Origin of the sequence: Orbus sasakiae (genome assembly GCF_039542345.1) — a bacterium.
GTDB lineage: Bacteria > Pseudomonadota > Gammaproteobacteria > Enterobacterales > Orbaceae > Orbus > Orbus sasakiae.
In genome coordinates, this window is the sequence record NZ_BAABHY010000001.1 from 1044285 (window position 1) to 1069923 (window position 25639).

At 35.8% G+C, this 25639-nt stretch carries 21 protein-coding genes and 1 pseudogene; 10 read left to right on the forward strand and 12 right to left on the reverse strand.

All coding sequences use genetic code 11. The features are described 5' to 3' along the window. The first annotated feature begins 166 nt into the window (after window positions 1–166). The 3 genes from fnr (at window position 167) to ABEA36_RS04595 (ending at window position 3120) form a co-directional block, all read left to right on the forward strand. Window positions 167–886: a fumarate/nitrate reduction transcriptional regulator Fnr gene (fnr, locus tag ABEA36_RS04585; protein ID WP_345489272.1), complete on the forward strand. Its 720-nt coding sequence runs from the start codon at window positions 167–169 to the stop codon at window positions 884–886. Between the two features lie 36 nt (window positions 887–922). After that, window positions 923–2002 carry a YdgH/BhsA/McbA-like domain containing protein gene (locus ABEA36_RS04590; protein WP_345489274.1) on the forward strand — a complete coding sequence of 360 codons (1080 nt, stop codon included), beginning with the start codon at window positions 923–925 and terminating at the stop codon, window positions 2000–2002. A gap of 101 nt (window positions 2003–2103) precedes the next feature. Further along, window positions 2104–3120 (forward strand): alpha/beta hydrolase family protein, encoded by a 1017-nt coding sequence (locus ABEA36_RS04595; protein WP_345489276.1) that lies wholly within the window; start codon window positions 2104–2106, stop codon window positions 3118–3120. Window positions 3121–3129: 9 nt separating this feature from the next. Here the strand turns inward: ABEA36_RS04595 and hrpA are convergent, their stop codons facing one another. After that, entirely contained in the window at window positions 3130–7032 is a 3903-nt protein-coding gene (gene hrpA, locus ABEA36_RS04600) for an ATP-dependent RNA helicase HrpA (protein ID WP_345489278.1), read from the reverse strand. Window positions 7033–7119: 87 nt separating this feature from the next. On the opposite strand from hrpA, the gene ABEA36_RS04605 reads away from it, so the two are divergent. The 5 genes from ABEA36_RS04605 to ABEA36_RS04625 all read left to right on the forward strand — a co-directional run bounded on the left by ABEA36_RS04605 (window position 7120) and on the right by ABEA36_RS04625 (window position 13552). Continuing rightward, on the forward strand, window positions 7120–7551 hold the full coding sequence (locus ABEA36_RS04605; RefSeq protein ID WP_345489280.1) for an META domain-containing protein: 432 nt from the start codon (window positions 7120–7122) through the stop codon (window positions 7549–7551). Window positions 7552–7965: 414 nt separating this feature from the next. Further along, complete coding sequence (gene pykF, locus ABEA36_RS04610) at window positions 7966–9375, forward strand: pyruvate kinase PykF (protein WP_345489283.1); 1410 nt, start codon at window positions 7966–7968, stop codon at window positions 9373–9375. Between the two features lie 160 nt (window positions 9376–9535). Then, window positions 9536–11605: a polyphosphate kinase 1 gene (gene ppk1, locus ABEA36_RS04615; protein ID WP_345489285.1), complete on the forward strand. Its 2070-nt coding sequence runs from the start codon at window positions 9536–9538 to the stop codon at window positions 11603–11605. Then, window positions 11606–13138 carry a Ppx/GppA phosphatase family protein gene (locus ABEA36_RS04620; RefSeq protein ID WP_345489287.1) on the forward strand — a complete coding sequence of 511 codons (1533 nt, stop codon included), beginning with the start codon at window positions 11606–11608 and terminating at the stop codon, window positions 13136–13138. Between the two features lie 3 nt (window positions 13139–13141). Then, a complete protein-coding gene (locus ABEA36_RS04625; RefSeq protein ID WP_345489289.1) occupies window positions 13142–13552 on the forward strand; it encodes an H-NS family histone-like protein in 411 nt (136 codons plus the stop codon). A gap of 906 nt (window positions 13553–14458) precedes the next feature. Here ABEA36_RS04625 and ABEA36_RS04630 read toward each other — a convergent pair. The 9 genes from ABEA36_RS04630 to ABEA36_RS04670 form a co-directional block, all read right to left on the reverse strand. Beyond that, window positions 14459–14701 (reverse strand): hypothetical protein, encoded by a 243-nt coding sequence (locus ABEA36_RS04630; protein ID WP_345489291.1) that lies wholly within the window; start codon window positions 14699–14701, stop codon window positions 14459–14461. Then, the gene (locus ABEA36_RS04635; protein WP_345489293.1) at window positions 14686–15585 is read right to left on the reverse strand and encodes a hypothetical protein; all 900 of its coding nucleotides are present in this window, start codon (window positions 15583–15585) and stop codon (window positions 14686–14688) included. Before ABEA36_RS04635 ends, ABEA36_RS04630 begins: the two co-directional genes overlap by 16 nt. A 255-nt stretch (window positions 15586–15840) precedes the next feature. Continuing rightward, the gene (locus ABEA36_RS04640) at window positions 15841–16101 is read right to left on the reverse strand and encodes a hypothetical protein (protein ID WP_345489295.1); all 261 of its coding nucleotides are present in this window, start codon (window positions 16099–16101) and stop codon (window positions 15841–15843) included. A gap of 634 nt (window positions 16102–16735) precedes the next feature. Next, a complete protein-coding gene (locus ABEA36_RS04645) occupies window positions 16736–16969 on the reverse strand; it encodes a hypothetical protein (RefSeq protein WP_345489297.1) in 234 nt (77 codons plus the stop codon). A gap of 117 nt (window positions 16970–17086) precedes the next feature. Beyond that, on the reverse strand, window positions 17087–17428 hold the full coding sequence (locus ABEA36_RS04650; protein ID WP_345489299.1) for a DUF6717 family protein: 342 nt from the start codon (window positions 17426–17428) through the stop codon (window positions 17087–17089). Window positions 17429–17444: 16 nt separating this feature from the next. Then, entirely contained in the window at window positions 17445–17810 is a 366-nt protein-coding gene (locus tag ABEA36_RS04655; RefSeq protein ID WP_345489301.1) for a hypothetical protein, read from the reverse strand. Window positions 17811–17818: 8 nt separating this feature from the next. Continuing rightward, entirely contained in the window at window positions 17819–19321 is a 1503-nt protein-coding gene (locus ABEA36_RS04660; RefSeq protein ID WP_345489303.1) for a VENN motif pre-toxin domain-containing protein, read from the reverse strand. A gap of 19 nt (window positions 19322–19340) precedes the next feature. Then, window positions 19341–19739, reverse strand: coding sequence for a hypothetical protein (locus ABEA36_RS04665; protein ID WP_345489306.1), 399 nt, complete (start codon window positions 19737–19739; stop codon window positions 19341–19343). A 979-nt stretch (window positions 19740–20718) separates the two neighbouring features. Beyond that, a complete protein-coding gene (locus tag ABEA36_RS04670) occupies window positions 20719–22794 on the reverse strand; it encodes a hemagglutinin repeat-containing protein (RefSeq protein ID WP_345490861.1) in 2076 nt (691 codons plus the stop codon). A 388-nt stretch (window positions 22795–23182) separates the two neighbouring features. Here ABEA36_RS04670 and ABEA36_RS04675 point away from each other — a divergent pair, with 388 nt between their 5' ends. Then, entirely contained in the window at window positions 23183–23296 is a 114-nt protein-coding gene (locus ABEA36_RS04675; RefSeq protein ID WP_345490863.1) for a SymE family type I addiction module toxin, read from the forward strand. A gap of 100 nt (window positions 23297–23396) precedes the next feature. Here the strand turns inward: ABEA36_RS04675 and ABEA36_RS04680 are convergent, their stop codons facing one another. Then, a complete protein-coding gene (locus ABEA36_RS04680; RefSeq protein WP_345489308.1) occupies window positions 23397–23777 on the reverse strand; it encodes a contact-dependent growth inhibition system immunity protein in 381 nt (126 codons plus the stop codon). After that, entirely contained in the window at window positions 23774–25540 is a 1767-nt protein-coding gene (locus ABEA36_RS04685; RefSeq protein WP_345489310.1) for a VENN motif pre-toxin domain-containing protein, read from the reverse strand. The genes ABEA36_RS04680 and ABEA36_RS04685 overlap by 4 nt, the downstream gene beginning before the upstream one ends. Between ABEA36_RS04685 and ABEA36_RS13245 the strand changes: the two are divergent. Further along, a pseudogene (locus ABEA36_RS13245) lies at window positions 25502–25603 on the forward strand (SymE family type I addiction module toxin); the annotation flags it as partial. The gene ABEA36_RS04685 and the pseudogene ABEA36_RS13245 sit on opposite strands and share 39 nt — an antisense overlap. Window positions 25604–25639: the final 36 nt, after the last annotated feature.

Below are 25639 nucleotides of genomic sequence, written 5' to 3' on the forward strand. Positions count from 1 at the left end.
AAAGTGACAATTACAACACCAATGACTAAACGTATTAGCCCTGTTCAGTGGTAACATCAATAATAAAATATTTTCTGAAAACCCCCGCTAAATCTTTGCGATTTTGAGTAATGATGGTAATCTTATACAAAAATTTTATTCATCAAGGCAACATTAATCCTATATCATGCAAGAAATCTATAAGCCCCTTCGTTCTAAAAGCTATTCAGTGCCATGCGAATTATGTAGCATTGGTTCAATGTGTATTCCTATGTCATTGAATAATCGTACAAATACACTTTTAGAACGTAAAAAGTCATTTACTAAGGATACGGTTCTTGTTGATGAAGGCTCTGCATTTAAAAAGTTTTTTATCATCCACTCTGGTGCGGTCAAAACTTACGTCACCGTAAACGGTATTGAACAAATTAATGGTTTTTATCTCCCAGGTGACATTGTGGGTTTTGATAGTATCGCCACTCAAAAATACAATAATTCAATTAAAACCTTAACAAACACGATCACTTGTGAGTTAAAATATGACGAATTAATGGAATTAGTCGCTAGCGATGCTAAAGTTAGAGATATGATATTTAAATTGATGAGTCAGGATATTTTAAATTATCAAAAATTAATTTTATCTTACTCTCAGAAAAAAGCTGAAGAAAAACTGGCCGCATTTATTTATGCCCTATATACCCGCTACTCTGAGCGTGGACATGTTTCATTAAATATAAAACTGTCTATGAGTCGTTCTGATATTGCAAATTACTTAGGATTAACCATCGAAACGGTGAGTCGAATCTTAACGAGAATGCAGGAATTAGATGTTTTAAGTGTGCGAGGAAAATATATCAGTATTAAAAACCTCCTCGCTTTATATAAGTTAGCAGCAGAAAACAACTAGTGACAGTGTCACTTAAAAAATAGGATTTATCGATCTATGAAAATTACACATTTAAAAAAATCTTGTTTAACCTTACTATTATTGTCCTCTTTTAGCACGTTATCTTATGCTGCTCAGGAATTGACACCTGAAAAAGCTGATTCGCTACAATCCTTTAAAGAAGTGTCTGTCAGAGGTCAATACTACAGTGAATCAGACTACTCTCGTGCAATTTCAAAACTCGCAGATAAAGAAGGCGCAAGCTACTTTTATATCTCGAGTGTGAATGTTTACCCAGGTAACGATAGTCTACGTGTTGTTTATGCTAAATTATACAAATCAGATGCTCCTGAAGCTGCACCAAAATCAGACAATTTTAGACAATTTGTCGGTGTCTATGAGTACCCTAAAAATACCGCTATTCGTTATGAACCGTATGATATTATCCGTCTACGTGGTTACTTCCCAACGCAACACGAATTAAATAATGCGGTTGCTAAAGAAGCGGCATCTAAAGGTGCTTATGCTTTCTTTATTGATCGTTTAGTTGAAGTAAACGGTGGAAACTTACAAATAACCGCTTATTTATTTAAAAAAGATGCAGCAGAACGTAAGCTTCAAGTTGAAGATGCGATCCCTTACGATTCAGAAGCGGGACAACTAGCGTTAGCACAAGGTGGCGAAGCTGCTATGCAAGTAGAACGTCCTGGTTATTATTCATCTTCAGCATTTAATGAACAGTTTTATGTTGATAAGTTTAAAAATGAATCAGTTAAAGACGTTAAATCGGATAACAAATCTGCCACAACGGCGCCAAAAGCAGATGTGGTTGTTTCAAGCCAAGCGATACCATCGAATGAACAACCGGCTAAATCAATGATGCCGACAAAATCATCTCGTTACACTGTAACGCTACCAGATGGTACAAAAATTGAAGAACTTAATGATGCAACCGCTGCTAAAATGGTGCCATTTGATACGATTAAATTTAGAGGCTACTACGCAACTGAACAAGAGATTTCTTATAATGCAGGTAAAAAAGCGGCCGAAAAAGGCGCTAAATACTACCACATCTCTCGTATTGCCCAAGATACTAAAGGTCCAAACAGAACAATTTACGTTGACCTATTCCGTTAAGCAATTATTTAATGAGCTACATTCTTGTGTAGCTCATTAATATTGACATATTACACAGACTATACGTCAGTTTTTTCTAAGTTATCAGCAGGATCAATATAATGAAGTTACGTTTAATTGTTCCGATCTTCATTATCGCTTTTTTGGCTTCATTTTTTTTATATCGTTTGTCTGATTTTGATCTTTCTGGTTATCCAGATCAACGAATTATTCAGATCAACTATCATCATCAAATATTAGAAGGAACCCTTTTATTCCCGCCTAATAAGGAACATTCCCCTACTGCAGTTATTTTGGTGCATGGCGATGGCCCACAAGACAGATTTTCTGATGGAGGATATACTCCCTTAATAAAACACTTACTTAAAAACGGTATTGCTGTTTTTTCATGGGATAAACCTGGCGTAGGATCAAGTCAAGGCAATTGGTTAGCTCAAACCATGCATGATAGAGCGAATGAAACCGCCTTCATATTAGAACTGCTTAGGCTGCAACCCGAACTAAAAAACAGTAGAATTGGATTAATGGGATTTTCACAAGCTGGTTGGGTTATTCCTCAAGCAAGTCACCTTTCAAAACCTGATTTTTCATTGTTATTGGGGCCGGCAATTAATTGGCGCGAACAAGGGTTTTACTATATATATCAAAGACTTAAGTTATCAGGATTGGAGTGTTCGCAGATTACATCACAACTCCAACACGAGAGAACAAATTATGACAAAGTATTTACACAATCAGAAATAGTAAAGCCATGTGAATCAATTTGTACTAGATTTGATTTTGAACGTCGTAATGCATTAATTGATGCGACAAATGATATCACAAACATGGTGACACCGGTGATGATACTTGTCGGTAAAGATGATATCAATGTAGACCCACTTCAAACCGTACAAGTTTGGTCTTCAAATTTACCCAAACAGACACCACATTGTATCAAAATTGTAAGAAATGCAACCCATAGCCTGTTAAATAGTGACTGGTTCAATTACCAACAAGCCTCACAATGGCCTTGGTGGCATGAAGCATTATTTATTTTAGCCGGTTCATCCGCCTACTCGCCTAATGTTTTAAATGACATCTCCGATTGGGTTTTACACCAACAATGCCACAACTAACAAACACAATTATTTTTTGATTTCATCAATATATTGATGAATTCTTTTCTCAGAAATGGGATATGGTGTCCCTAATTGCTGAGCAAAAAGATTAACCCTTAACTCCTCAATCATCCAACGCAATTGTACAATTGATTTTAGACTCATCTTATTATTTTCTTGCTGCTGCTTAATGTCTAAATACGTCTTATAAACACGTTCAATGATCATTAGTTGCAAACGATCTTTATTGGGATCTTGGTACAGTTTTTCGATCCGTTTATCAATAGCCTGTAAATATCGATATACATCCGATAATTTTTGATATCCTGTCTCTGCAACAAACCCTTTATAGATTAATTGTGATAATTGCTGTTTTATGTCAGCTAATGACAGCGCCATGGTTAAGTCCATGCGCCCTTTTAATCTTTTGCTGATCATATAATTAAGGGTTAAAATGCGTTCGACTTGACTTGCGATATCAACAATCACATCATTTATATGAGCTTTCACTTTTTCTAATAACGGCAAAAACTGAGCTTGTTCAAAAATAATTCCGTGCTGTTGTTCAATTAAATAGTCGATACCACAATAAATACAATCATCAATTAAATCATTAATTTTACCAAATGAATTAAAATAAAGACCTAATTTAGCTTTATTCGGTAATTTTTCATGTAAATACTTAATAGGAGATGGAATATTTAAATAAATCAGTCGCTTAACTCCCTGTTGCATCAATTTAATTTGTTCATCTTCACTATTTGCCAATTTAATCGCAACACTATTGCCTTCATCAACCAGCGTTGGGTAAGCCTTAACAACATAATTTTGTTGTTTTTTCTCATAAATACGCGGTAAATTACCAAAGTCCCAATGGGTTAAATTAACTTTTTCAAGCTCATTATGTTGAGTTTGAGTGATTTGAGTTAATACTTTTTGTACTTTATCTTTTAATTGATCTTTTAAACTGGCAAGATTTTTACCTGCAATAATGGTTTTATCTTTATCGTCAACAATATTAAACGTCATTTTTAGATATTCAGGAATCTGTTCAAGTTGCCAATCTTCCTTAGTGATTGTTACACCCGTCATTCGTCTAAATTCTCGTTCTAATGCAACAAATAAATCACTTTGGCCTACTTCAACACGAGATAAAAATGCACTGGCATAGTTAGGTGCAGGAACTAAATGGCGCCGTAAAGCTTTAGGTAATGATTTGATTAACGCCACAATTAAATCGTGTCTAAACCCCGCTACCTGCCATTGAAATGCACTGTCATTTTCAATCTGATTTAAAATGCTTAAGGGAATATTAACGGTTACACCATCACGACTTCCACCAATATCAAATTGATAGGTTAACTTCAATTTTAACTGTGCGTCATATAACCAATAATCAGGGTAATCGTGTTTCGTAATACTCGTTGCGTTTGGATTGATTAGCATCGATTTGGTTACGACTAAATAATCAGCGTTGGTTAAACTTTGTTGTTTCCACCACCGTGCAAAATCAGTAGCACAGGTGACGTGTTGTGGAATACGTTGATCATAAAATTCAAATAAAATCGTCTCATCAACTAAGATATCTTGCCTTCGTGATTTATGCTCGAGATCTTCAACTTCTGCCACTAATTGATGATTTTTGGTTAAAAAATCATATTTAGTATCAAAGTCACCTTCGATCAAAGCATGTTTGATAAATAGTTCACGACTTAATGTTGGATCAATATTGTGATAATTCACTGTGCGATTATTGACAATAGGTAATCCAAACAAAGTCACTTTTTCATTTGCAATCGTCGTACCTTGATTCTTAGACCAACGAGGTTCACTATATTGTTTCTTAGATAAATGAACTGCAAGTGGTTCAATCCATTCTGGTTCTATTTTAGCAACATTACGCCCCCACAATTTAGCGGTTTCAACCAGTTCACTGGCAACACACCATTTAGGTAATGTTTTAAAAACACCAGACCCAGGAAATATAGCAAACTTAATGTTTCTAGCGCCAATATATTCAAACTTTTCAATCTCTTTCATACCAATATGAGACAGTAAACCACTTAATATCGCAATATGCAGTGATTGATAATCACCATCTTTACTGTTAATTGGAATGGCGATTTGTTTCACTGTTTGCCTTATTTGTGTATAAATATCTTGCCACTCTTTGATCCGGAGATAGTTTAAAAACTCTTTGCGACACAATTGTCTAAATTGGTTATTCGTTAAAGCATCTTGTTGCTCTTGGATATATTTCCATAAATTCAGATAGGTCATGAAATCGGAATTTTTGTCCATAAAACGACGATGTTTTTCATCAGATGCTTGTTGTTTATCTAATGGCCTTTCACGAGGATCTTGAATTGACAAAGCAGCGGTAATTATCATGATTTCTTTAACGCAACTGGTTTTCCTTGCCTCAACTAACATTCTTGCAAGTCTCGGATCAATCGGCAGTTGTGCTAAAATTTGACCAATTTTAGTTAAGTAATAGCGCCCTTTTTTGATATAAATTGCACCCAATTCTTCTAATAAACGAATGCCGTCTTTAATATGTTTTTGTTCTGGTGGTTCAATAAATGGAAAGGCCGCAATATTCCCTAAATCTAGGGCGGTCATTTGCAAAATGACTGATGCTAAATTGGTTCTTAAAATTTCAGGCTCAGTAAATTCAGGTCTACTTAAAAAATCATGTTCATCATAAAGGCGGATACAAATCCCATTTGAGGTACGACCACAACGCCCTTTCCGTTGATTAGCTGACGCTTGCGAAATAGCTTCAATGGGTAATCGCTGCACCTTAGTACGATAGCTATAGCGGCTAATTCTAGCCATACCAGGATCTATCACATATTTAATTCCAGGTACCGTTAATGAAGTTTCAGCCACATTGGTTGACAAAATAATTCGCCTGCCACTGTGCGATTGGAAAATGCGATTTTGCTCTGATGCGGATAATCTGGCATAAAGTGGCACAATTTCAGTGTGTTGTAAATTAAGTTTTGTTAAGGTATCAGCCAGATCTCGAATCTCTCGTTCTCCGGTTAAAAAGACTAAAATATCGCCCCGTTTATCTTCATATGATAACTCATCAATAGCATCGATTACCCCTTGAAAATCATCACTTACCTCTTCACTATTTTGCTGCAGCGGGCGATAACGCACGTCAACCGGATAAGTTCTACCCGATACTTCAACAATTGGCGCTTGATTAAAATGACGAGAAAAACGATCCACATCGATCGTTGCTGACGTAATGATCACTTTCAGATCCGGACGTTTGGGTAATAGTTGTTTAAGGTAACCTAAAATAAAGTCAATATTTAAACTGCGTTCATGTGCTTCATCAATAATAATGGTGTCATATTCATTAAGCAGTCGATCTTGTTGAATCTCAGCAAGCAAAATCCCATCTGTCATTAATTTAACGAGTGTATTGCCTTGCACCTGATCATTAAATCGTACTTTATAACCGACTGTCGTGCCAAGCTCACAATGCAACTCCTGAGCTATTCGACTCGCAACAGATCGAGCCGCAAGCCGCCTTGGTTGAGTATGGCCAATATAACCTTTTACCCCCAATCCTAATTCAAGGCAAATTTTGGGTATTTGAGTCGTTTTACCTGATCCGGTTTCACCAGCGATAATCACAACTTGATGTTGACGAATTAAATCTGCAATTTGCTGCTTTTTACCACTGACAGGAAGCTCAGGTGGATAATCGATTTTTGTGGGTAAGCTATGCTTACGCTGTTGAAATATTTCATTGGCCTGATCGATTTTAGTTTGAATGGCAGACAAACTTTCAGCAGATAGCGGTTTTTGTTTGACAATATCCAACAACGCTTTTTTTAGCTTTACTTTATCGCTAATGCAAACGGCCTCTAGTGCGCTAAAAAGCGCTTGTATTTGCTCAGAATATGACATAGATTATTTTGTTACGTATAAATTCATTGCTTGTATTATAGCAAATTTTTGCAAGGTATAAGGAAAGAAATATGAAAGGAACTGGTTATGAAACGATTTTGTTGTTTTTTTGTATTATTGATTGGCGTTGTCAGTATGTCAGCATGTGATAAAAGTAGAACGGTTGTAACCGAAGATTTGTTACACCACCGTTTTGTATTAATAAAATTTAATACACAAGACATCTCGATGGATAAACACGCTTTTATTGAATTTGGTGAACATTTAACCGTCAATGGTAAAATGTGTAATCGCTTTTTTGGTCAATCATCACTTGAAGACGGCGTAATTAAAAGTCCTGGACTTGCTATGACGAGAATGCTCTGCCCAGATGAGCAATTAAATCAGCTTGATTTTATTTTGGGTGAACTATTTAGCCATGGTGCGCAAGTAAAAATAGATCAGCAAGGCGATAAAACCTTTTTACAATTATCGGACAAAACTAATCAGTTAGTCTTTGAATTAAAAGATCTGATGTAGTGTGATGATTAAAAGCCCAATCAAGGGCTTTTTTTATCACTTTGTTAAACGGTTTTGATAACTCGCAAAAAATAGCACTTAAAGTGCTATTGCGTATAAATATAAGGCATCAAAGCGAATATTTTTTGATTATTCTGACAAAATTCTTTATTAAAATTCTTGTTAAGCTATAATATAGCCAACTTTTTAAAACTGTTTATGAGTTTAATTATTGTGAAGATGTTTTCAACAAAAAACGCGAGTAACTTTGTCGATATTGTTTTTACATTGAGACGATCTCAAAACCAGCGTAACCAAATTTCTACCAATGCATAGTCATTGGTTTTTTTATTCCTAAATTTTGACAATTATTATAAGAAAAACTTAAATTAACTTAACTTTTAACATTAACTTAACTAGCAGATATATATCATTATGAAAAAGACAAAAATTGTATGTACGATTGGACCAAAATCAGAGTCTAAAGAAATGTTAACCAAGCTATTAAATGCTGGCATGAATGTTATGCGTTTAAACTTCTCTCATGGTGACTATGAAGAACATGGTGGACGTATTAGAAATCTACGTGAAGTGATGCAAGAAACAGGCCTTAAAGCAGCAATCATGCTTGATACTAAAGGCCCTGAAATCCGTACGATTAAACTTGAAGGCGGTAACGATGTTTCATTAATCGCAGGTCAAACGTTTACGTTCACAACAGACAAAACCGTCGTTGGTAATTGCGAGCGTGTTGCTGTGACTTACGCTGGTTTCGCAAGTGACCTAAAAGTGGGTAATCGCGTATTAGTTGATGACGGTCTGATTGCTATGGATGTTAAGGAAATTAAAGGTAACGAAGTTATCTGTACTGTACTTAACAACGGTGACTTAGGTGAAAACAAAGGTGTTAACTTACCTGGTGTTTCAATCCAACTTCCTGCGTTAGCTGAAAAAGACAAACAAGATCTTATCTTTGGTTGTGAGCAAGGCGTTGATTTCATCGCTGCATCATTTATCCGTAAACGTTCTGATGTTGAAGACATTCGTGCACATTTAAAAGCACACGGTGGCGAAGACATCAAAATCATTTCAAAAATTGAAAACCAAGAAGGTTTAGACAACTTTGATGAAATCTTAGATGCGTCTGACGGAATCATGGTTGCGCGTGGTGATTTAGGTGTTGAAATCCCAGTTGAGGAAGTGATCTTTGCACAAAAAATGATGATCAAAAAATGTGTTCGTGCATCTAAACCAGTTATTACTGCAACACAAATGCTTGACTCCATGATCAAAAACCCACGCCCTACTCGTGCTGAAGCGGGTGACGTTGCAAATGCTATCTTAGATGGTACTGATGCAGTAATGCTTTCAGGTGAAAGTGCTAAAGGTAAATATCCGTTAGAAACGGTTAACGTGATGGCAACTATCTGTAAACGTACTGACAAAACAATTCCAGCATCTTTAGAGCTTCAAGCATTAGAAAAATTACGAATCACAGCGGCGGTATGTTGTGGTGCAGTCGAAATTGCTGAACGTTTAAACTCGCCATTGATCATTGTTGCAACACGTAGTGGTAAATCAGCTCGTGAAGTGCGTCACTACTTCCCAACAGCACGCATCTTAGCATTATCATCAAGCCAAAAAACAATCAATCAATTAATTTTAACTAAAGGTGTTGAGCCTCTATTAATTGATTCAATTGCTTCAACAGATGATTTCTACCGTTTAGGTAAAGAAATGGCGGTTAAATTAGGTTATGCACAATCGGGTGATATCGTTGTAATGGTATCTGGTGCATTAGTACCAAGCGGTACAACAAATACAACATCTGTACACCGCATTTAATTCGCTCATTAGAGTGATCATAAAAGCCGACAACTGTCGGCTTTTTTTATTGACAAATACTGACGGCAATATCACATAAAACTAAAGGTGCAAATTCAAGTAAATTAAGTATATAATCAATAGCAATAAGACGTTGTATAGCAGGTATAATAAAAATAATATGAGCACAGAAAACCGATATTTCCAAAAAGAGCTTAGCTGGCTCTCATTTAATGAAAGGGTATTACAAGAAGCGGCAGATAAAAGCAATCCACTCATTGAGCGGGTGCGCTTTCTCGGGATTTACTCCAATAATTTGGATGAGTTTTACAAAGTCCAGTTTGCTAATCTCAAACGTGATGTCTTAATTGAGCAAGAACAAGGTAATGGTTCCAACGCTAAAAGCATATTACGTCAAGTTCACCAAAAAGTCATTCAGACTGATTTAAAATTCGATACACTTTATAATGAGTTATTGCTTGAGATGGCTCGTAATCAAATTTTCTTGATCAATGAACGACAATTAACCTCACTACAAGAAGATTGGATTAAAAAATACTATAAGCAAAATTTACGTCAATACATTACCCCAATTCTGCTTGATAGTCATACAGATTTAATTCAAATTTTGAAAGATGATCACTCTTATCTGGCCGTCGAGATCATTAATAATAATGACACCAAATACGCCATTTTAGAGTTGCCGACTGAAAAAGTATCTCGATTTGTACTATTACCGTCAGATACCGCATCCAAAAATAAATCGATCATCTTTTTAGATAATATTTTACGGTTTTGTCTACCGGATATTTTTAAAATCTTTTTTGATGTCACCGAATTTAATGCTTACTCAATTAAGATAAACCGTGATGCTGAATACGAATTAAGCAGTGAACTTGATAGTTTGCTCGAGCTAATGTCACAAGGTTTAAAACAACGCCTGACAGCGCAGCCCGTTCGATTTATCTATCAAAAAGACATGCCAAAAGCCCTGCTCGAACTGTTATTGTCTAAACTAAAATTGACTGAAAGTGATGCAATGACGGGTGGCCGCTACCCTAATTTTAAAGATTTGATGGGATTTCCTGGAATTGGTAGTCCTAATTTATTAAACAAAGTGCTCCCTAATTTAACTTATAATCGCTTTAAACAATTTAGAAATGCATTTGATGCGATTAAAGACAAAGATATCTTACTCTATTACCCCTACTATTCATTTAGCCATGTCCTTGAGATCATGCGTCAAGCTTCATTTGATCCAAGCGTAACCCATATTCGAATCAATATTTACCGTGTCGCCAAAGATTCCCGCTTTGTACAGGCGGCGATTAATGCGGCAAACAACGGTAAAAAAGTGACGGTTGTTGTGGAGTTACAAGCGCGTTTTGATGAAGAGATCAATATTCGTTGGGCTAAAAAACTGATTGGTTCTGGGGTCAAAGTGATCTATTCACAACCTAAGTTAAAGATCCATGCCAAACTCTTTTTAATCGAACGCAAAGAGAATGATCAAATTGTGCGTTATGCTCATATCGGTTCGGGTAACTTTAATGAAAAGACGGCAAAGATTTATACTGACTTTTCATTACTAACCGCCGATCCGATGATCACTGAAGAAGTGAGAAAAGTCTTTAATTTTATCGAAAATCCGTTTAAACCTGTAACATTTAATTACTTATTAGTTTCACCACAAAATACCCGTATCCGCTTTATGGAGCTGATTCAACGTGAAATTAAACATGCTAAAGCAGGGAAACCCGCCGGTATTTATCTAAAGCTTAATGCGATTACGGATAAAGAGATGATCGATAAGTTATACGAAGCCTCATCAGCCGGTGTCAAAATCAGAATGGTCGTACGGGGTATGTGCGTCTTAATTCCACAAGTCCCTAACTTAAGTGAAAATATCATTGTGACAAGTGTGGTTGACCGATTTTTAGAACATGCTAGGGTCTACATTTTTGAAAATAATGGTTTGAAAGATACTTATATTTCTTCCGCTGACTGGATGCCTCGCAACATAGATAATCGTGTTGAAGTGGGGGTGAAAATTTTAGATCCGAGTTTACAAAAGATCATCCAAGATATTTTTATGATCCAAGCAAGCGATAATGTCAAAGCGAGGATTATCGATAAAGATTTACAAAACAACTATATTCAACGCGGTAACAAAAAGAAAATTAGAGCACAAATAGCTATCTATGATTACTTAAACCGACTAGAAAATAAGCCAAAAACTGAGGATTACTAAGTGCAATCTAACATTAATGATTTTCATGAATATGCGGTCGTTGATCTGGGATCAAACAGTTTCCATATGGTCATCGCTAAAAAAGTCAATAATGCCTTGCAAGTCATTTATAAACATAAACAAAATGTTCACTTAGCGACAGGACTTAATCATGATTTTCAATTAAGTGAAACAAGTATTTGCCGTGGTGTAGCGTGTTTAGCCATGTTTGCTGAACGTTTAAAGGATTTTCCGGTAAGCCACATTAAAGTCGTTGGCACTTATACATTAAGAGTGGCGAAAAACCGCTATCAATTCTTATTAGAAGCCGCAAAAGTATTCCCCTATCCGATTGAAATCATTTCAGGGCAAGAAGAAGCAAGATTGATTTATATAGGAGCCATTAATACTGAGTCCGTAGCCAAATCAGATGTCAAATTTGTGATAGACGTCGGTGGTGGTTCAACTGAAATTGCAATAGGCACAGGCTCAACGCCGACGTTAGTTGAAAGTCGTCCGATGGGCTGCGTAACCTATGCTAAACAATTTTTCCCAAAACAAACCATCAGTCGACCATTATTTGAACGAGCATGTTTTGCTGCCGAACAGCAAGTCGAGAAAATGATTAAATTGGTTAAAAGTAAAAATATTACCGTGGCGTTTGGTGCATCGGGTACCATAAAAAGTATCTATAGTATTTTGTTGGATCTTGGCGTGTCTGATGGCATTATTACCCCAAATCGACTCGATGACTTGGTTTCTTATATCCTTGAGTTTAAACATTTTAGTGATATTGACTACCCTTCACTATCGGATGAACGTAAAGCGGTATTTGTTAGTGGATTAGCGATATTTTATGGTGTCTTTAAAGCATTCGGTATAAAAGAGCTTCATTATACACAAAGTGCATTACGTGAAGGCCTACTTTACGAAATGACCGAAGACAATAAAAGTTTACAAGATATATGCCAAAAGACAATTGATACCCTATTTAAACAATATCGTATTGACGAACAGCACGCCAACCAAGTTGCACAAACAGCAAAACACCTTTTTAAGCAATGGAAAAAGCAAACAACGGTAACGCTTGACCCCATTTTAGAATCGATCTTATATTGGTCTGCGTTATTGCATGAAATTGGACTGAGTATTAACTTTTCAGGTATTCATAAACATTCGGCTTATATCTTACAAAACAGCAATATGCCCGGTTTTAATGAAGAACAACAATTTTTACTGTCAACGCTGGTGAGGTATCACCGCAAAGGGCTAAAAATTGAGAGCATTCCCTACTTTAGCTTATTTGAGACAAAACAAATTTATCCACTATTACAAATACTAAGACTGGCCGTATTGATTAATAATCAGCGTTCGAGTACGCTTGATCCGCATGTATTCACCTTAGCGATCATGGATAACGATCCTTGCAAATTTCAATTAACCCTTGATCAACAGTTTGCACAGCATAATCGCTTAGTGGTACTCGATTTAGAACAAGAACAACTTTATTGGCAACAAAATAAGCCTTGGCAATTACACATTAAAATTGATTAAGCGATGACAAAAAAGATATTCTTATCCAATAACATTCGTAGTATAAGAGCGCAAACAAAACATTTGCCTCTTAATGAGCTTGAATCTGTTTTAGACAAATTAAAACAGGTTGTTGCTGAACGTCAAATTGAAGATAAACATGCGAAAGCCAATCTGGCTAAGCATAACCAAAAAGTTGAACAATATCTTGCCCAAATCAAACAAGATGGTATTAATATCACCGAATTACTGAAAAAAGCAGACTTTCCTACTTTTAAAAAACTGCGTAAAAATCGCCCGACAAGACCCCCAAAATACAAATATTTCGACCAACAGGGCAATTTACGCACATGGACGGGACAAGGCCGTATGCCAAAACCAATACAACTTGCATTACATAACACCAAAAAATCATTAAAGGATTTTCTTATTTAGGTATTTTTCGTTATATTTTTATCATAAGCTATAATTATAGTGTAAAAATAATTATTGACGTACGTACAAATTCATTTATATAGCTAATTTCAATTGCAAAAAACACTGCACTAGTAATCTACAAGTTATCATTTTTATTATAGCTAGAAAGTCATTTTTATCCATTATTCTCAATAATGGTTTTTGCCGAAATACGATTTCTTTAGGATTAAATTTCTTTAGTAGATCCAAAGCATTAAATAGCCAAGTCCTTAATAGCATTATTTATCCTAAAGAATTCCTTGCCTCACTTTTTAATCGATTTTATTAAACATCATATGCAACGGTTTACAAAAAAGATACCTGTTAACCACCCATTTAAATCAAAATAAAAATTAGTTCACTTCTACGAGATAGATCGTAAAAAAACAAAAAATCCCAGTTTTTAGGCTGGGAGCTTTTGTATTACAACTAACGTCTCAATATTAATCAAAATGTATTTCTATTTTTAAATATAGGCCATAAATAATAAGCCAACCAGAATACTAGACTTATAAATAAAGAACATAATGTTATTGTTTTCAAACCTGTATATAAAATATCTAGGTGTAAAGTTCCATCTTTAATATATGATAATAAATCAAAAAAGCCCCATATAATTACAACACAAAATGCTAAAGTTATTTCAAATAAAATAAATATTTTGGATAATATTTTTAAATGACTAATCATTTTTTTACCTTTGCTACTTATTTTATATTCTAGAAATTTCAGAGCCACTTGAATCCAATCTCTGTTAGAACCATTCTGACCATATTTTGGTGCTGCTGTTCTAACTACTCGACCAGTATTACAGTTAATATCAACTTTAGAGCCATCTTTACCTCTAAATGTTTGCCAACTACTACAAATTACCTAATATATTATTTATGTACAAACAGGCCCCCAATAACCTTCAAAAGGAAAATCGGGAACAACTAATCTCCAAATATTTCCTTCTTGATTCTTAAACCAATATTCATCTAAATTTTGGCCTGCGTAGTATTCTTTAACGGGAACCAGCTCAATTAGTCCATTCATTTTTAGTTTATATAGCCAATCATAAAAATTTTTATATTCATCATAAGAACTAAAATGCTCGATTTCTTCCCAAATTATTTTACTATCCATGATGGATCCACCTTATCTATAAAGAATATTTGATTACCACCACCAACTAATCCCGATTGTTTAGCCGCAATTCCTTCATAAAACTTTATGCCTGCTGGTACTTTAATTTCAACAACTTTGGTTGCCGTATTTCCCCACTTCGGTTCTAAAGCACTATCAATAATAGATTGTACTGGTCCTGATGGTTTTTCAGTTGTCCGATAAGGACCTAGTTCTTTAGAATTCCCACCATAAACTCTATATAATGAAGTTGTATCTGTCGTAATGACTTCTTTATATGTCCCACTTCTAAAAGTTTCAGCAATTTTTTCTGGTAAAGGTCCCTTATTTAATGGACCATATTCAACTACAACTGAAGTTGTATTTATTTTTTCAATTTTATTAATATCAGAAACACTATTTTCTATCTTATTAACAGTACTAGCATCAGAAGCTACATTCTCAACCTTATTGACTGTCCCACCGGTTTTCCCTCCTGGATACACAGCTTTTGCAGGAACGAGAAGAGAAGCTAAAAGTGCAGAAATATTTTCTTGTGCTTTTTGATCGCCATGCTCCGCTGCATTAATAGTTTGTTTGAGTTTTTCCCAAGTATTACCACTAACCACTGCATCAAAAGCAACACCGATTTTGTCATTAGTCTCTTTTAAATCAGATTTTGCTTGGGTACAATAATTTTCTCCTGTTGCACAGGTGACTAAAGCAGCTAATAAATCACCAGCTGTATCAACCATTGCAACAGTTCCATTCATTCCATCGGCGGCAACAGTTATTGCCGTATTGACAATCAATGATGCTACATTTTCACCCATAACTTCACGTGCTTTGTCTTTCCAATACTCCGCACTTTTCGTGTTTTCTTCAACTATCTGTTTTCCTGTCAAAGAGTTATTCTCAACTGCATTTTTACTGCCGGCAACGGCAGTGCCAACGTCATTGGTGTTACCGCCTGTACCTGCTGCAACTGCAAGTCCGACGGCTAATTGAGCAAGTTAAATAAAACTAATCGCCTTTTTCTATACTTAAAAGATCAATTGATTATTGAACTTAAGAAGTAACTCGCAGAATGAAGATATAATTAAAACCATTCTGCGAGGGGAATCGCAAACAGGGGAGAAATATTTACTCCTAAACATCAATTAATACATAATTTCAGTGTTACTAACAAAATTTTTTAGCCGTTTTATTGATAAACTCTCAGCAGAGGGCAAACTAGAAATTAATTTCTCTATGGTTCCTTTGGGATAACGTTTTTCTTGAAACGTTTTTTCGTAATCAGTTGAGTAAATAAGTCTTTCTTCATTACCGTCAAATGCTAACCAGAACAAACAACCATAATCTGATAATACGCCCGTATCTAATACAATACAATTTTCAGGGCTCCCTTCAGAAAAATCCAACAGATTAATATCTTTACCCCCCAATTCAGGTATATTTTGTTCTAAATTTATCTTAAGACTATCCTTTAATGAGTTAATAACAAGATATAAATCAATCGTTACCCCCTTTTCCAGGAATCAAAAGATCATCGATAATAAAGTTAAACATTCCACTAGGAGAACATAAAATATCTATTTTCTCTATTTGGATAGCTACTTGATATGGATCACCAAATATCATTTTATTTTCCACCCTTCTTGTTTTCTTAAATTAGACTTAGTTTTATTATCTAGTTCTAACGGATTTTTCTTATCTCCAGTACTACCAGTCCAATGATATGCTCCAGTATTACTTGGTGAATATCTATGAATATTTCCTTCTGAATCGATAGCATATCTATGTTTGTTACCACCAATGGATATTGAACCTTCGAAAATATCAAGAGAATCCCTTGGCTCCGTTCCTGCATTAGGCCTAAACCCAGGCGCTCCCGGAGTATGTTTTGTATTTGATGGTGCGTTACTTTTTGTTCAGAAGTCAAATTGTTACAAGTATCGGATATTATTACACCTAAACCCTTTAAGCTTTTCGCAATTGATAACGCTAGCTGGTCATTATTGACTTGATTTGGGTTTTGAACGCCCAATAAAGAAGCTAAAGATTGCTGAATAATAGGAACAGCAACAGCCACGTTAATGCAACAGTTAGCCCTGATTTTTCGTATTTATACTCTTCTTTGTAAGTCGTTTGTGGCAATTCAAGATTTAATGAGTAGTTATTATGACTAACGCCAATTCTACGGTAATAACAGCTAAAACCAAAACCACTGGTAAAACCCTGCGATAGCCCTCGCAACGCCATTACACCGTTGGCTATATCAATGTTCACCAAGAACCCAAAGCAAGTCGGCTTTGCAACTGGGCAGCCTGTGACGATTACCACTAAAAAAGGTCAATTGATTATTTAACAACTTGCTAAGTAGATCGCAAAACTAATACATAAAAATTAAACGGACTTAATCTTTATGTATATTCTTTTTGGTGCCTTATCGAAATACCTGAATAAGGCAGGACATAGCCAACCTTCCATATCAAATTCAGGTGAATAATACCAGTTTCCCGAATGTTCTTCGCTTTGCCATTCTAAATACAAATCTGAATCAGGAAAATTAACTTCTGAAAAAATTAAAATAAAACCTTTTTCTGCATCTGATATCTGTTTTGTTACTTTATCAATTAAAATGTCAGTCCCTGATACAAAAGGTTCTTGTATTAAACCTACTTTGGGATCATCAAAAACCCACATACCTAGATATTTATAAGGCTTTATAATATTTATAAAATTCATATATTACATACCATAATTATTGTTTTTCAAAATCATGAATTACTCTTTTTAAAAACCGAAAAAACTCCATCACGTCCATTAAGTTACCTCTTACGCCTCTTACTGGTAAATTGAAGATTTTTTTATCTATGACTTCAAGTTTAATAAAAATAGATTTTTTAGGATCTTCAAACTCTATACTTAATATGTCTCTATATTTTATAGACACTCTCTCACTATTAACATTCCAAAAGATTCCATTTTGGCAAATATAGAGAGAGTCTTTCTCCGGCTTATTATCATAAACCCCGAAGATTTCACCAAGTTCTTCATCATATCCAGATAAGTAGGTAAACCTTTCCATATCTGATAAAATTCGTTTAATCCTAACCATAATTTCCATTGTTTTTCCTACTTTATGTCTATTTCGAAAGAATCATTACCACCCTTTGTTTTCATTCCATATCTTTTTTCTAAAATACGTAATAATTTTTCATTAGCTAAAGTACCCTCTACTACAAGTTTATTAGAGCCTTCATTTTTAGCTTTTTCAATAAGGTTATTGATAATTGCCAGTGGATTGCCGACCTCCCCCTCGATCATCTCAATTCTAACGATGGTTTTTCCGTTATCGGTTGTTATAGTGCCGTCAAGTATTTCAACTTTTCCTTTAATACCTAAATCATCTGGCGTTAAAGGTCTGGATTCAGAAATTAAAATATTATCCCGCCAATCTTTCTCAATTATCTGCTCCCCACCAGTATTAGGTACAAAAATTTCTGGGAGCTGATTTCCGCCTGTATCATGCTTAATTTCAATATTATCTAGACCATCACCATGTCCAGTGTTATTTGGAACTAGGCTTTCCTGCGGTATAAATCCTGGTAATGGCGGTAGCGGATCTTGTATTTGGTTTCCACCTGTATGGTTTTGAATCGGTTTATCTACAATTGTAGGTAAACTGCCTCCTTTAGAAATCCCTGTCAATGTCTCATTTATTGTTCCATCTAAATTAAGCGCAGCTTGGAATGAACCATCTTTACTGTAGACCAGTAACGTATCTTTACCTGAATCCATGGTAACATAGCTGTCACCCCAAATATAGTTACCGTAACCCGAGCCTGTCGCCTGGTAAATAGGATTACCTTTAGCATCTACACCTATTTGCGTTAATTTATCTGAAAGTCCTTTTCCATACTCATTGGTTGCTAAATAATCATTAAAACTGTCGACTTTAGGCCGATTACCCATCGCAATTTGGTTACGTTCGGTATCAATTTTATATTGATATTGGACTTTAGCTTTATCTTCATCACTCAGTTCTTGAACTAATTCGCCAAGATACGTTACTTTTTGTTCAGAAGTCAAATTGTCATAAGTATCGGATATTGTTACACCTAAACCCTTTAAGCTTTTCTCAATTGATAACGCTAGCTGGTCATTATTGACTTGATTTAGGTTTTGAACGCCCAATAAAGAAGCTAAAGATTGCTTAATAATAGGAACAGTAGCAGCCAAATTATTATTCTCAACTGCATTTTTACTGCCCGCAACGGCAGTGCCAACGTCATTGGTGTTACCGCCTGTACCTGCTGCAACTGCAAGTCCTACGGCTAATTGAGCAAGTGCACTGATGTTTTCTTTATCAGCTTCACTCAAATCTTTAACGTCTTTATTATACAGTTTTTCACGGATAAAATCAGCCGCGGCTTCACCAGCCAAAGCTCCGGCTCCCCCCGCTAATGCCGAATTACCTTGTGCAATAGCAATTGCAGCACCTAATAACGCATGAGCAGTTAAATTAGCGGCTTTATTAACTTTTGGATTTCCAAATTCATCATAGGTAGAATAATTTTCTCTCGGATCGTTTCCAGACAGTTCATCGATTCGTTTTGGCTCTGCAACTATGGCCAAAGATTATTCTCAACAATAATTATTTAAATAAATCATGCCAATCAAGTTCTCTTTTTTCTTCCATATCTATATGTTTAACGAAATTATTAACATCAATGTGTTTCCATTCATTCCCATCTTTAATACATAATTCAATTACATTAATATCTAGCTGATTAGATAAAATGTCATTAGAGAGATACCCTATTATTTTTGCATCATGAAACAAAGCAGTAACACCACTATATAATGCAACACTATTCAAAAGAATTTGTTTAAGGTTATCATTAATAATTCTAATTTTTACTGAATTAGGATAATTATTTATATGGGCTAAATCAATTAACCACAATTTTTGATCAATAATAACAATACATCCTTCCACCAATATTTTTTGATTATAAACTGGATTACTTATTAATTCATTGACTGATATCATTTAAGGATAACTCCATTATGATTTAATTTATTTTCTAAAAGATCAGCTCTTACTCCCATCGCACCATTATATGGATCACGGATCATATAATAACCGACTCCATCGACTTTTTTATATGAATCAACAATTATAAAATGCCCACCTTCTCCTGCTCTTACTCCTACAATTGTTGTATATTACGTTTTATCGGTATTACCGATAATTATTTCTTATCAATTTCGTAAATATACAATAATAATTTATCAAAATAATAAAGTAATAAATACCAAACGACGTTATGCACTCTTTTTGAATATATTTTTTATTTATATTCAAGCAATGATCGCAGGGTTTCGAAAAACGATCTTATCTATAAACAATAATTTCGATATATTAATTTTTTCTGCTTTTATTTTTATTTACCTTTATATATTTATATCAATAGGTAGGTTAGAGACACCAAAACATCCATCTAATAAGAAAAAAAAATTCAAATAATATATTAACTAACAAGGGCTCAATAAGCCCTTACTAAAAAGAATAACGGGTGCAGCCCAAGTTGCCAGTGGTGTCATGAGTCTATACGTCGCTGGCGTAGTCGGTGTAACCGGTGCGGGTACCCCTGTAAATACCCCATTACCGCTAAAAAAGGCAAGTTGATTGTCGAACTGGCAAAGCAGATTGCATAATCAAGAAATAATTAGTTCAGTTTTGCGATAGGGCTCGAAGATATAAAAAACCCAGTTTTTAGGCTGGGATTTTGATTATTTACCAAAGATTTTAATTCCTAGACGACGACATTCTAAATACCACATCAATATACTAGCAGGTATAGCTAAAAGAGATATTTTTAATGCTAACAATACATATTCACATTTATACAAAAAAACATCATAGCTAACATACATACATACATAATGCATAAATAAAGCTCATTACAACAATAGTTAAAAATAAACTTAAATATATGACTGTACAAAAAAATAATAATCCATAATATTTATTCATCTTTATTTTCATTTTTATTCTTTCTCATTTGATCAATTAAATAATTCGTTCCTTCACTTGAGGCAGAACTAAAGAAACTTCCCACATTGGCAGGCACAGAACTTTCTATAAAATGACCAGTGAAACCAGTAGTTCCCAAAAGTCCAGTCCCATAGCCACCAGTAATCACTCCGACAGATGTCCAGATCATAACATCATTAGTATTAACATCACCTGTAGTTACATACTGCACACCCGCATTCATACCACCACTAACCACTCCGCCAATAATTGCACTTTTAGGTAATAATGGAGCAGTAAATAAAGCACCTAATCCTACCGCTGCTGCTTGACCTCTATCTACAATAATTCCATTTGCATATTCAGTTGCTTTCTTTTCATCACCATTGAATAGCAATAAACCATCTCGATAGTCTTTATCATACTCATCTCGCACTTGTTGAGCCATGAAATTATTCTCAACCGCATTTTTGCTGCCTGCAACGGCGGTGCCAATGTCACTGGTGTTACCGCCTGTACCTGCTGCGACGGCAAGTCCTACGGCTAATTGAGCAAGTGCACTGATGTTTTCTTTTTCAGCTTCACTCAAATCTTTAACGTCTTTATTATACAGTTTTTCACGGATAAAATCAGCCGCGGCCTCACCAGCTAAAGCACCTGCTCCCCCCGCTAATGCCGAATTACCTTGTGCAATAGCAACGGCTGCACCTAATAGCGCATGAGCCGTTAAATTAGCCGCTTTATCATCTGTCTGCCATTCCCCTGTTTTAGGGTCTTCATGACCCGTTGCCAGTTTTATCTGTTCAGCAAGATAAGGCGCACTGGCTCCAGCTAAACCACCGGTGATATCGCCCGTAATTAATCCCGTCACTATCGAGGTCGCTGCATCAATACCTTTTGAAAGCGAGCTACCCATACCACCAATATTTTTATTATCTGGATTATCGGGTTTTTGATTATTTATTACTTGTTTATCAACGGCATAACTATAAGCAAGACTATTAACTTGTTGTTCTGTTGCATCAGGGCCTAATGTCTTTCTTGCCTCATCTTTGGAATCTTTATCTATACCGTTTTTATCAACGTCATTTTGCGCTTGAATGCGGTCATACTTATTGGCAATACTCTTAGCTTGGGCAGCAATATCCCTCACCAGCTCAATGGCTTCTATTTTATCAAGCTCTTTTTGTTTATTAAAGAGTTGAGCAAGTGGATTATTCGCATTAGCCGTATCTCGACTGAGTTGATTAATATTTTGCTGCTGTTCATCCTGATTTCGTACTGTTAAGCTGCCATCTTCAACCGCCGAAGCCGTTGTGCTGTGGTCATGACCACTATTATGATAAATCGTTGGCATACCGGCTGTCGGTGATGGACCACCACTCGTGCCAATACTCATTGACATTGAACTCACATCAAAATCGGCTTTATTTTCAATATTACTAAAGCTTATCGTCCCGGTATCGAGTTTATTATGCGTTTTATCCTCAGCGCTTGATGCAATGACCGCGCCTTGTAAGTCGGTATTATTGCCGACCGTGATATCAAATCCACCCTTGCCGGCATAAATACCCGACTGGTCGGTGACACTCGCCCAGTTGCTTTCAATATCTGTTTTTGACAATGCCAGATTGGCACTAAAGCCCCCCATACCCCCTGAGCCACTGACAGAGGCCGAAATCTTGTCATAGTCATAGTTATCTGTATCTTGCAGTGATTGGATGTTAAGATTGTTGCCTACATCCATTTTAACGGTATCACCGTTTACCTGACCGCCAATAATCGTCGTATCATTGCCCGTTTTGGTGGTTAAGGTATTCCCCGCATTAATCACCGATTCACTCCAAGCACTACCATCCGCATTTTCACGTTCACGACTAAAGTTAGCATTCCCCTTAACACGGAATCCACTTTCATCACCACCAATTTGGAATTGAATACCGACGGCACCACCATAACTTTTTTCATCGCTATCGCTATGCTGTGTATTGACAGCACCAATCACATTTAAATCACGGTTAGCATCTAAGCTAATATAGCCACCAGGGCGGATTTCACTGCTTTTAATGGTTTTTGCAAGTAAATCAAAAAGTTAAAATTAATTAGCAATCAATTGTAAGTTATTGATTTATTTGCATAAAAATATCATTAAGGTTGTAACGGTCTTGATCTTTATCGTTGCTCTACGGAGTGCCGAATGAGGGATCAACTTAGTACATTCTATTCTGCAACAAAGACAAAATGAGCTGAGGGACGATACTTGGAGGTACGTCAAGAGTTGATGAGGTAGTTATCATGACTAACGCCCATTCTACGGCAAAAACTGCTAAAACCAAAACCACCGGTAAAACCCTGCAAGAGCCCTCGCAACGTCATTATACCGTTGGTTACATCAACGTCCGCCACGAACCCAAAGCAAGCCCGACAAAGCCCCACTACAGCAAAAACACCCTGCTCTGCATCTTAAAGGTAACTGGCTTGAGGAAGTTGGATTTGCAACAGGGCAACCAGTGACCATCACGGCTAAAAAGGGCAAGTTGCTTGTAGAGATTGCGAGGGAGATCGCATAGTTGATAGATAATTAACTCAGTTCTGCGATAGAGATCGCAGAACTGAATAAATAATGATAGGTGTTGTAATAAAATAATGACATCCTTTTTATTACTTTTATTAAAAGGTATTAATTTTCTGAATATCCGTTAATAAATTATTATCTAATAAAGACTTATCTATTTGATTTATAATTTTTTTAATCTCATCAAAACTAAATGAACATTTTTCTATATCATTTGTAGTTAAAGTGGCTAAGGATGAGATTAACTGACCATCATATGAGTCCCCAGCTAAAGGGTCTAAAGAAAGAAGGTTTAAAGCATAAGGTAGCATTTCACAAATAAAAATTTGTTGCCTTATTAATCGAGAGATATCTCCGACTAACAATTCCGATAATGGAATATCAATTATTTCATCAAACCACTCATCAAGATAAGACATATTTTGTTTTTTGTATTCAATATTTTTTTCCTTTAACAAAGCTCTTAATGTCATCATAATCCATATCCTTTTATTGCTGATTCAATTCGTTCTATTGCCTCTAATGCTTTTTGTCGTGCAGCTTGAGCTGTAGGATTGTTCACATCTTTTAATGTATTAGCATGATTTCTTAGTCCATTCAAAGTATCTTGCAATTCTTTTAAGTGATTCCAATACCCTGAACCATCTGCTTTAGGAACCGGATTTCCTCCCATATCCTTCAAAGCACCTTCAATATCATGATCTTTTATTGAGTTTTTAACTAAGTTATCTATTTTCTTAACTGCGCTTTCTTGTTTTTGATTAAGCTTATCTACTGTTTGATTATCTTTAACTGAGTTATTTGATGAATTTGAATTTTTATTATCAGCTTTAGAATTATCCTTCTCTTGATCTTTCTTATCATCATCATCATTATTATTATCACCATTAGGTGGATACCCTGGATTAGCAGCTATTGCACCTCCTCCTGCCAGTGGATGGTTACTATTATTTCCATTATCTGACGATTCATCATAAAGCCTGTCTCCCCATGTTTCACTACCAAACATTATCGGAGCAAGTCCTTTCTTTGCTATGATTTGCTTATCTATCCAAGCTATCTGTTCAGGTAATAGCTCTTTAATGCGATCCGGATCTCGGCTATTACCTGCATCCATGGCTTCTTGTATTTGGGCACTAGTTAAACCAAAATTCACACCTAATTGTGCAAGTCCATTTCGACAGGTTGCATTCTTCATGCATGATGCATAACCTTTCTCCAAACCTTTAATAATTGGTTTAGCCAAAGAGTTATTCTCAACGGCATTTTTACTGCCCGCAACGGCAGTGCCAATATCATTGGTATTACCGCCCGCTAATGCAATAGCAAAACCAGAAGCCAACTGTGCGAGCGCACTAATATTATCCTTTTCACTTTCACTTAACTCTTCTATATTTCGACCATTATATAGTCCACGTCGAATAATGTCTGCTGCGGTTTCACCTAATAATGCACCTGAACCACCTGATAATACTGAATTACCCTGTAATTGAGCAATCGTTGCACCTAATAGCGCATGAGCGACAAACCTTGAAGCCTCATCAGGAGCATTGTTTTTAATTAATTCAGCTAAATATTGTGCACTTGCACCAGCAAGGCCTCCCGCTATATCGCCAGTGATTAATCCTGTTAAAATGGATGTCGCTGCATCAATACCTTTACTAAACGCATTCCCCATTTTACCATCAGTCGATTCTTTACCTGCATTCTGATTAAAATCTTGTTCTAACTTTTTAACCTGTGCAGCGAGCTCTTTTAAAGAATTGACTATATCTTGGCGATTTTGTTCTTTTTCTTTATCAAAAATTTTATCTAACGCATTATTTGCATTGTCGGTATCTCGACTTAATTGCGTTATATCTTGTTGTTGCTCATCTTGATGACGAATGATTATTTCACCTTCCGCCACAGCAGACTGGGTTGTGCTCGATGCGTCGCCATCATGACTATAAAAAGCAGGGGTTCCCGCTGTTGGTGTCACCTTACCGCCAGCAATACTCGTCCCACCAGCGACAGAAGCACTATTTACATCAAATTCTGCTTTATTTTCAATATTGCTAAAACCTAACGAGCCTGTATCTAATTTATTCTTTGATTTATCGTGTGCTTGGGATGCGATTACAGCCTCAACGTCCACCACGAACTTAAAGCAGCAAAAACTTGCACCCACTACAGTACATATCCGGCCTTTGATCTTAAAGCCAACTGGCTTGAGCAAGCCGGCTTTATCAACAGACAAGCCGTTACGATTACTGCTAAAAAGGGCAAGTTGATTGTGAAGATTGCGAAGCAGATCGCATAGTTGATAAATAATTAATCTAGTTCTGCGATCTCTATC

Coding starts and splice junctions, on each gene's coding strand:
- fnr (WP_345489272.1), top strand. CDS start 167: ATGCAAGAAATCTATAAGCCCCTTCGTTCTAAAAGCTATTCAGTGCCA.
- ABEA36_RS04590 (WP_345489274.1), top strand. CDS start 923: ATGAAAATTACACATTTAAAAAAATCTTGTTTAACCTTACTATTATTG.
- ABEA36_RS04595 (WP_345489276.1), top strand. CDS start 2,104: ATGAAGTTACGTTTAATTGTTCCGATCTTCATTATCGCTTTTTTGGCT.
- hrpA (WP_345489278.1), bottom strand. CDS start 7,032: ATGTCATATTCTGAGCAAATACAAGCGCTTTTTAGCGCACTAGAGGCC.
- ABEA36_RS04605 (WP_345489280.1), top strand. CDS start 7,120: ATGAAACGATTTTGTTGTTTTTTTGTATTATTGATTGGCGTTGTCAGT.
- pykF (WP_345489283.1), top strand. CDS start 7,966: ATGAAAAAGACAAAAATTGTATGTACGATTGGACCAAAATCAGAGTCT.
- ppk1 (WP_345489285.1), top strand. CDS start 9,536: ATGAGCACAGAAAACCGATATTTCCAAAAAGAGCTTAGCTGGCTCTCA.
- ABEA36_RS04625 (WP_345489289.1), top strand. CDS start 13,142: ATGACAAAAAAGATATTCTTATCCAATAACATTCGTAGTATAAGAGCG.
- ABEA36_RS04630 (WP_345489291.1), bottom strand. CDS start 14,701: ATGGATAGTAAAATAATTTGGGAAGAAATCGAGCATTTTAGTTCTTAT.
- ABEA36_RS04650 (WP_345489299.1), bottom strand. CDS start 17,428: ATGAATTTTATAAATATTATAAAGCCTTATAAATATCTAGGTATGTGG.
- ABEA36_RS04655 (WP_345489301.1), bottom strand. CDS start 17,810: ATGGAAATTATGGTTAGGATTAAACGAATTTTATCAGATATGGAAAGG.
- ABEA36_RS04665 (WP_345489306.1), bottom strand. CDS start 19,739: ATGATATCAGTCAATGAATTAATAAGTAATCCAGTTTATAATCAAAAA.
- ABEA36_RS04680 (WP_345489308.1), bottom strand. CDS start 23,777: ATGATGACATTAAGAGCTTTGTTAAAGGAAAAAAATATTGAATACAAA.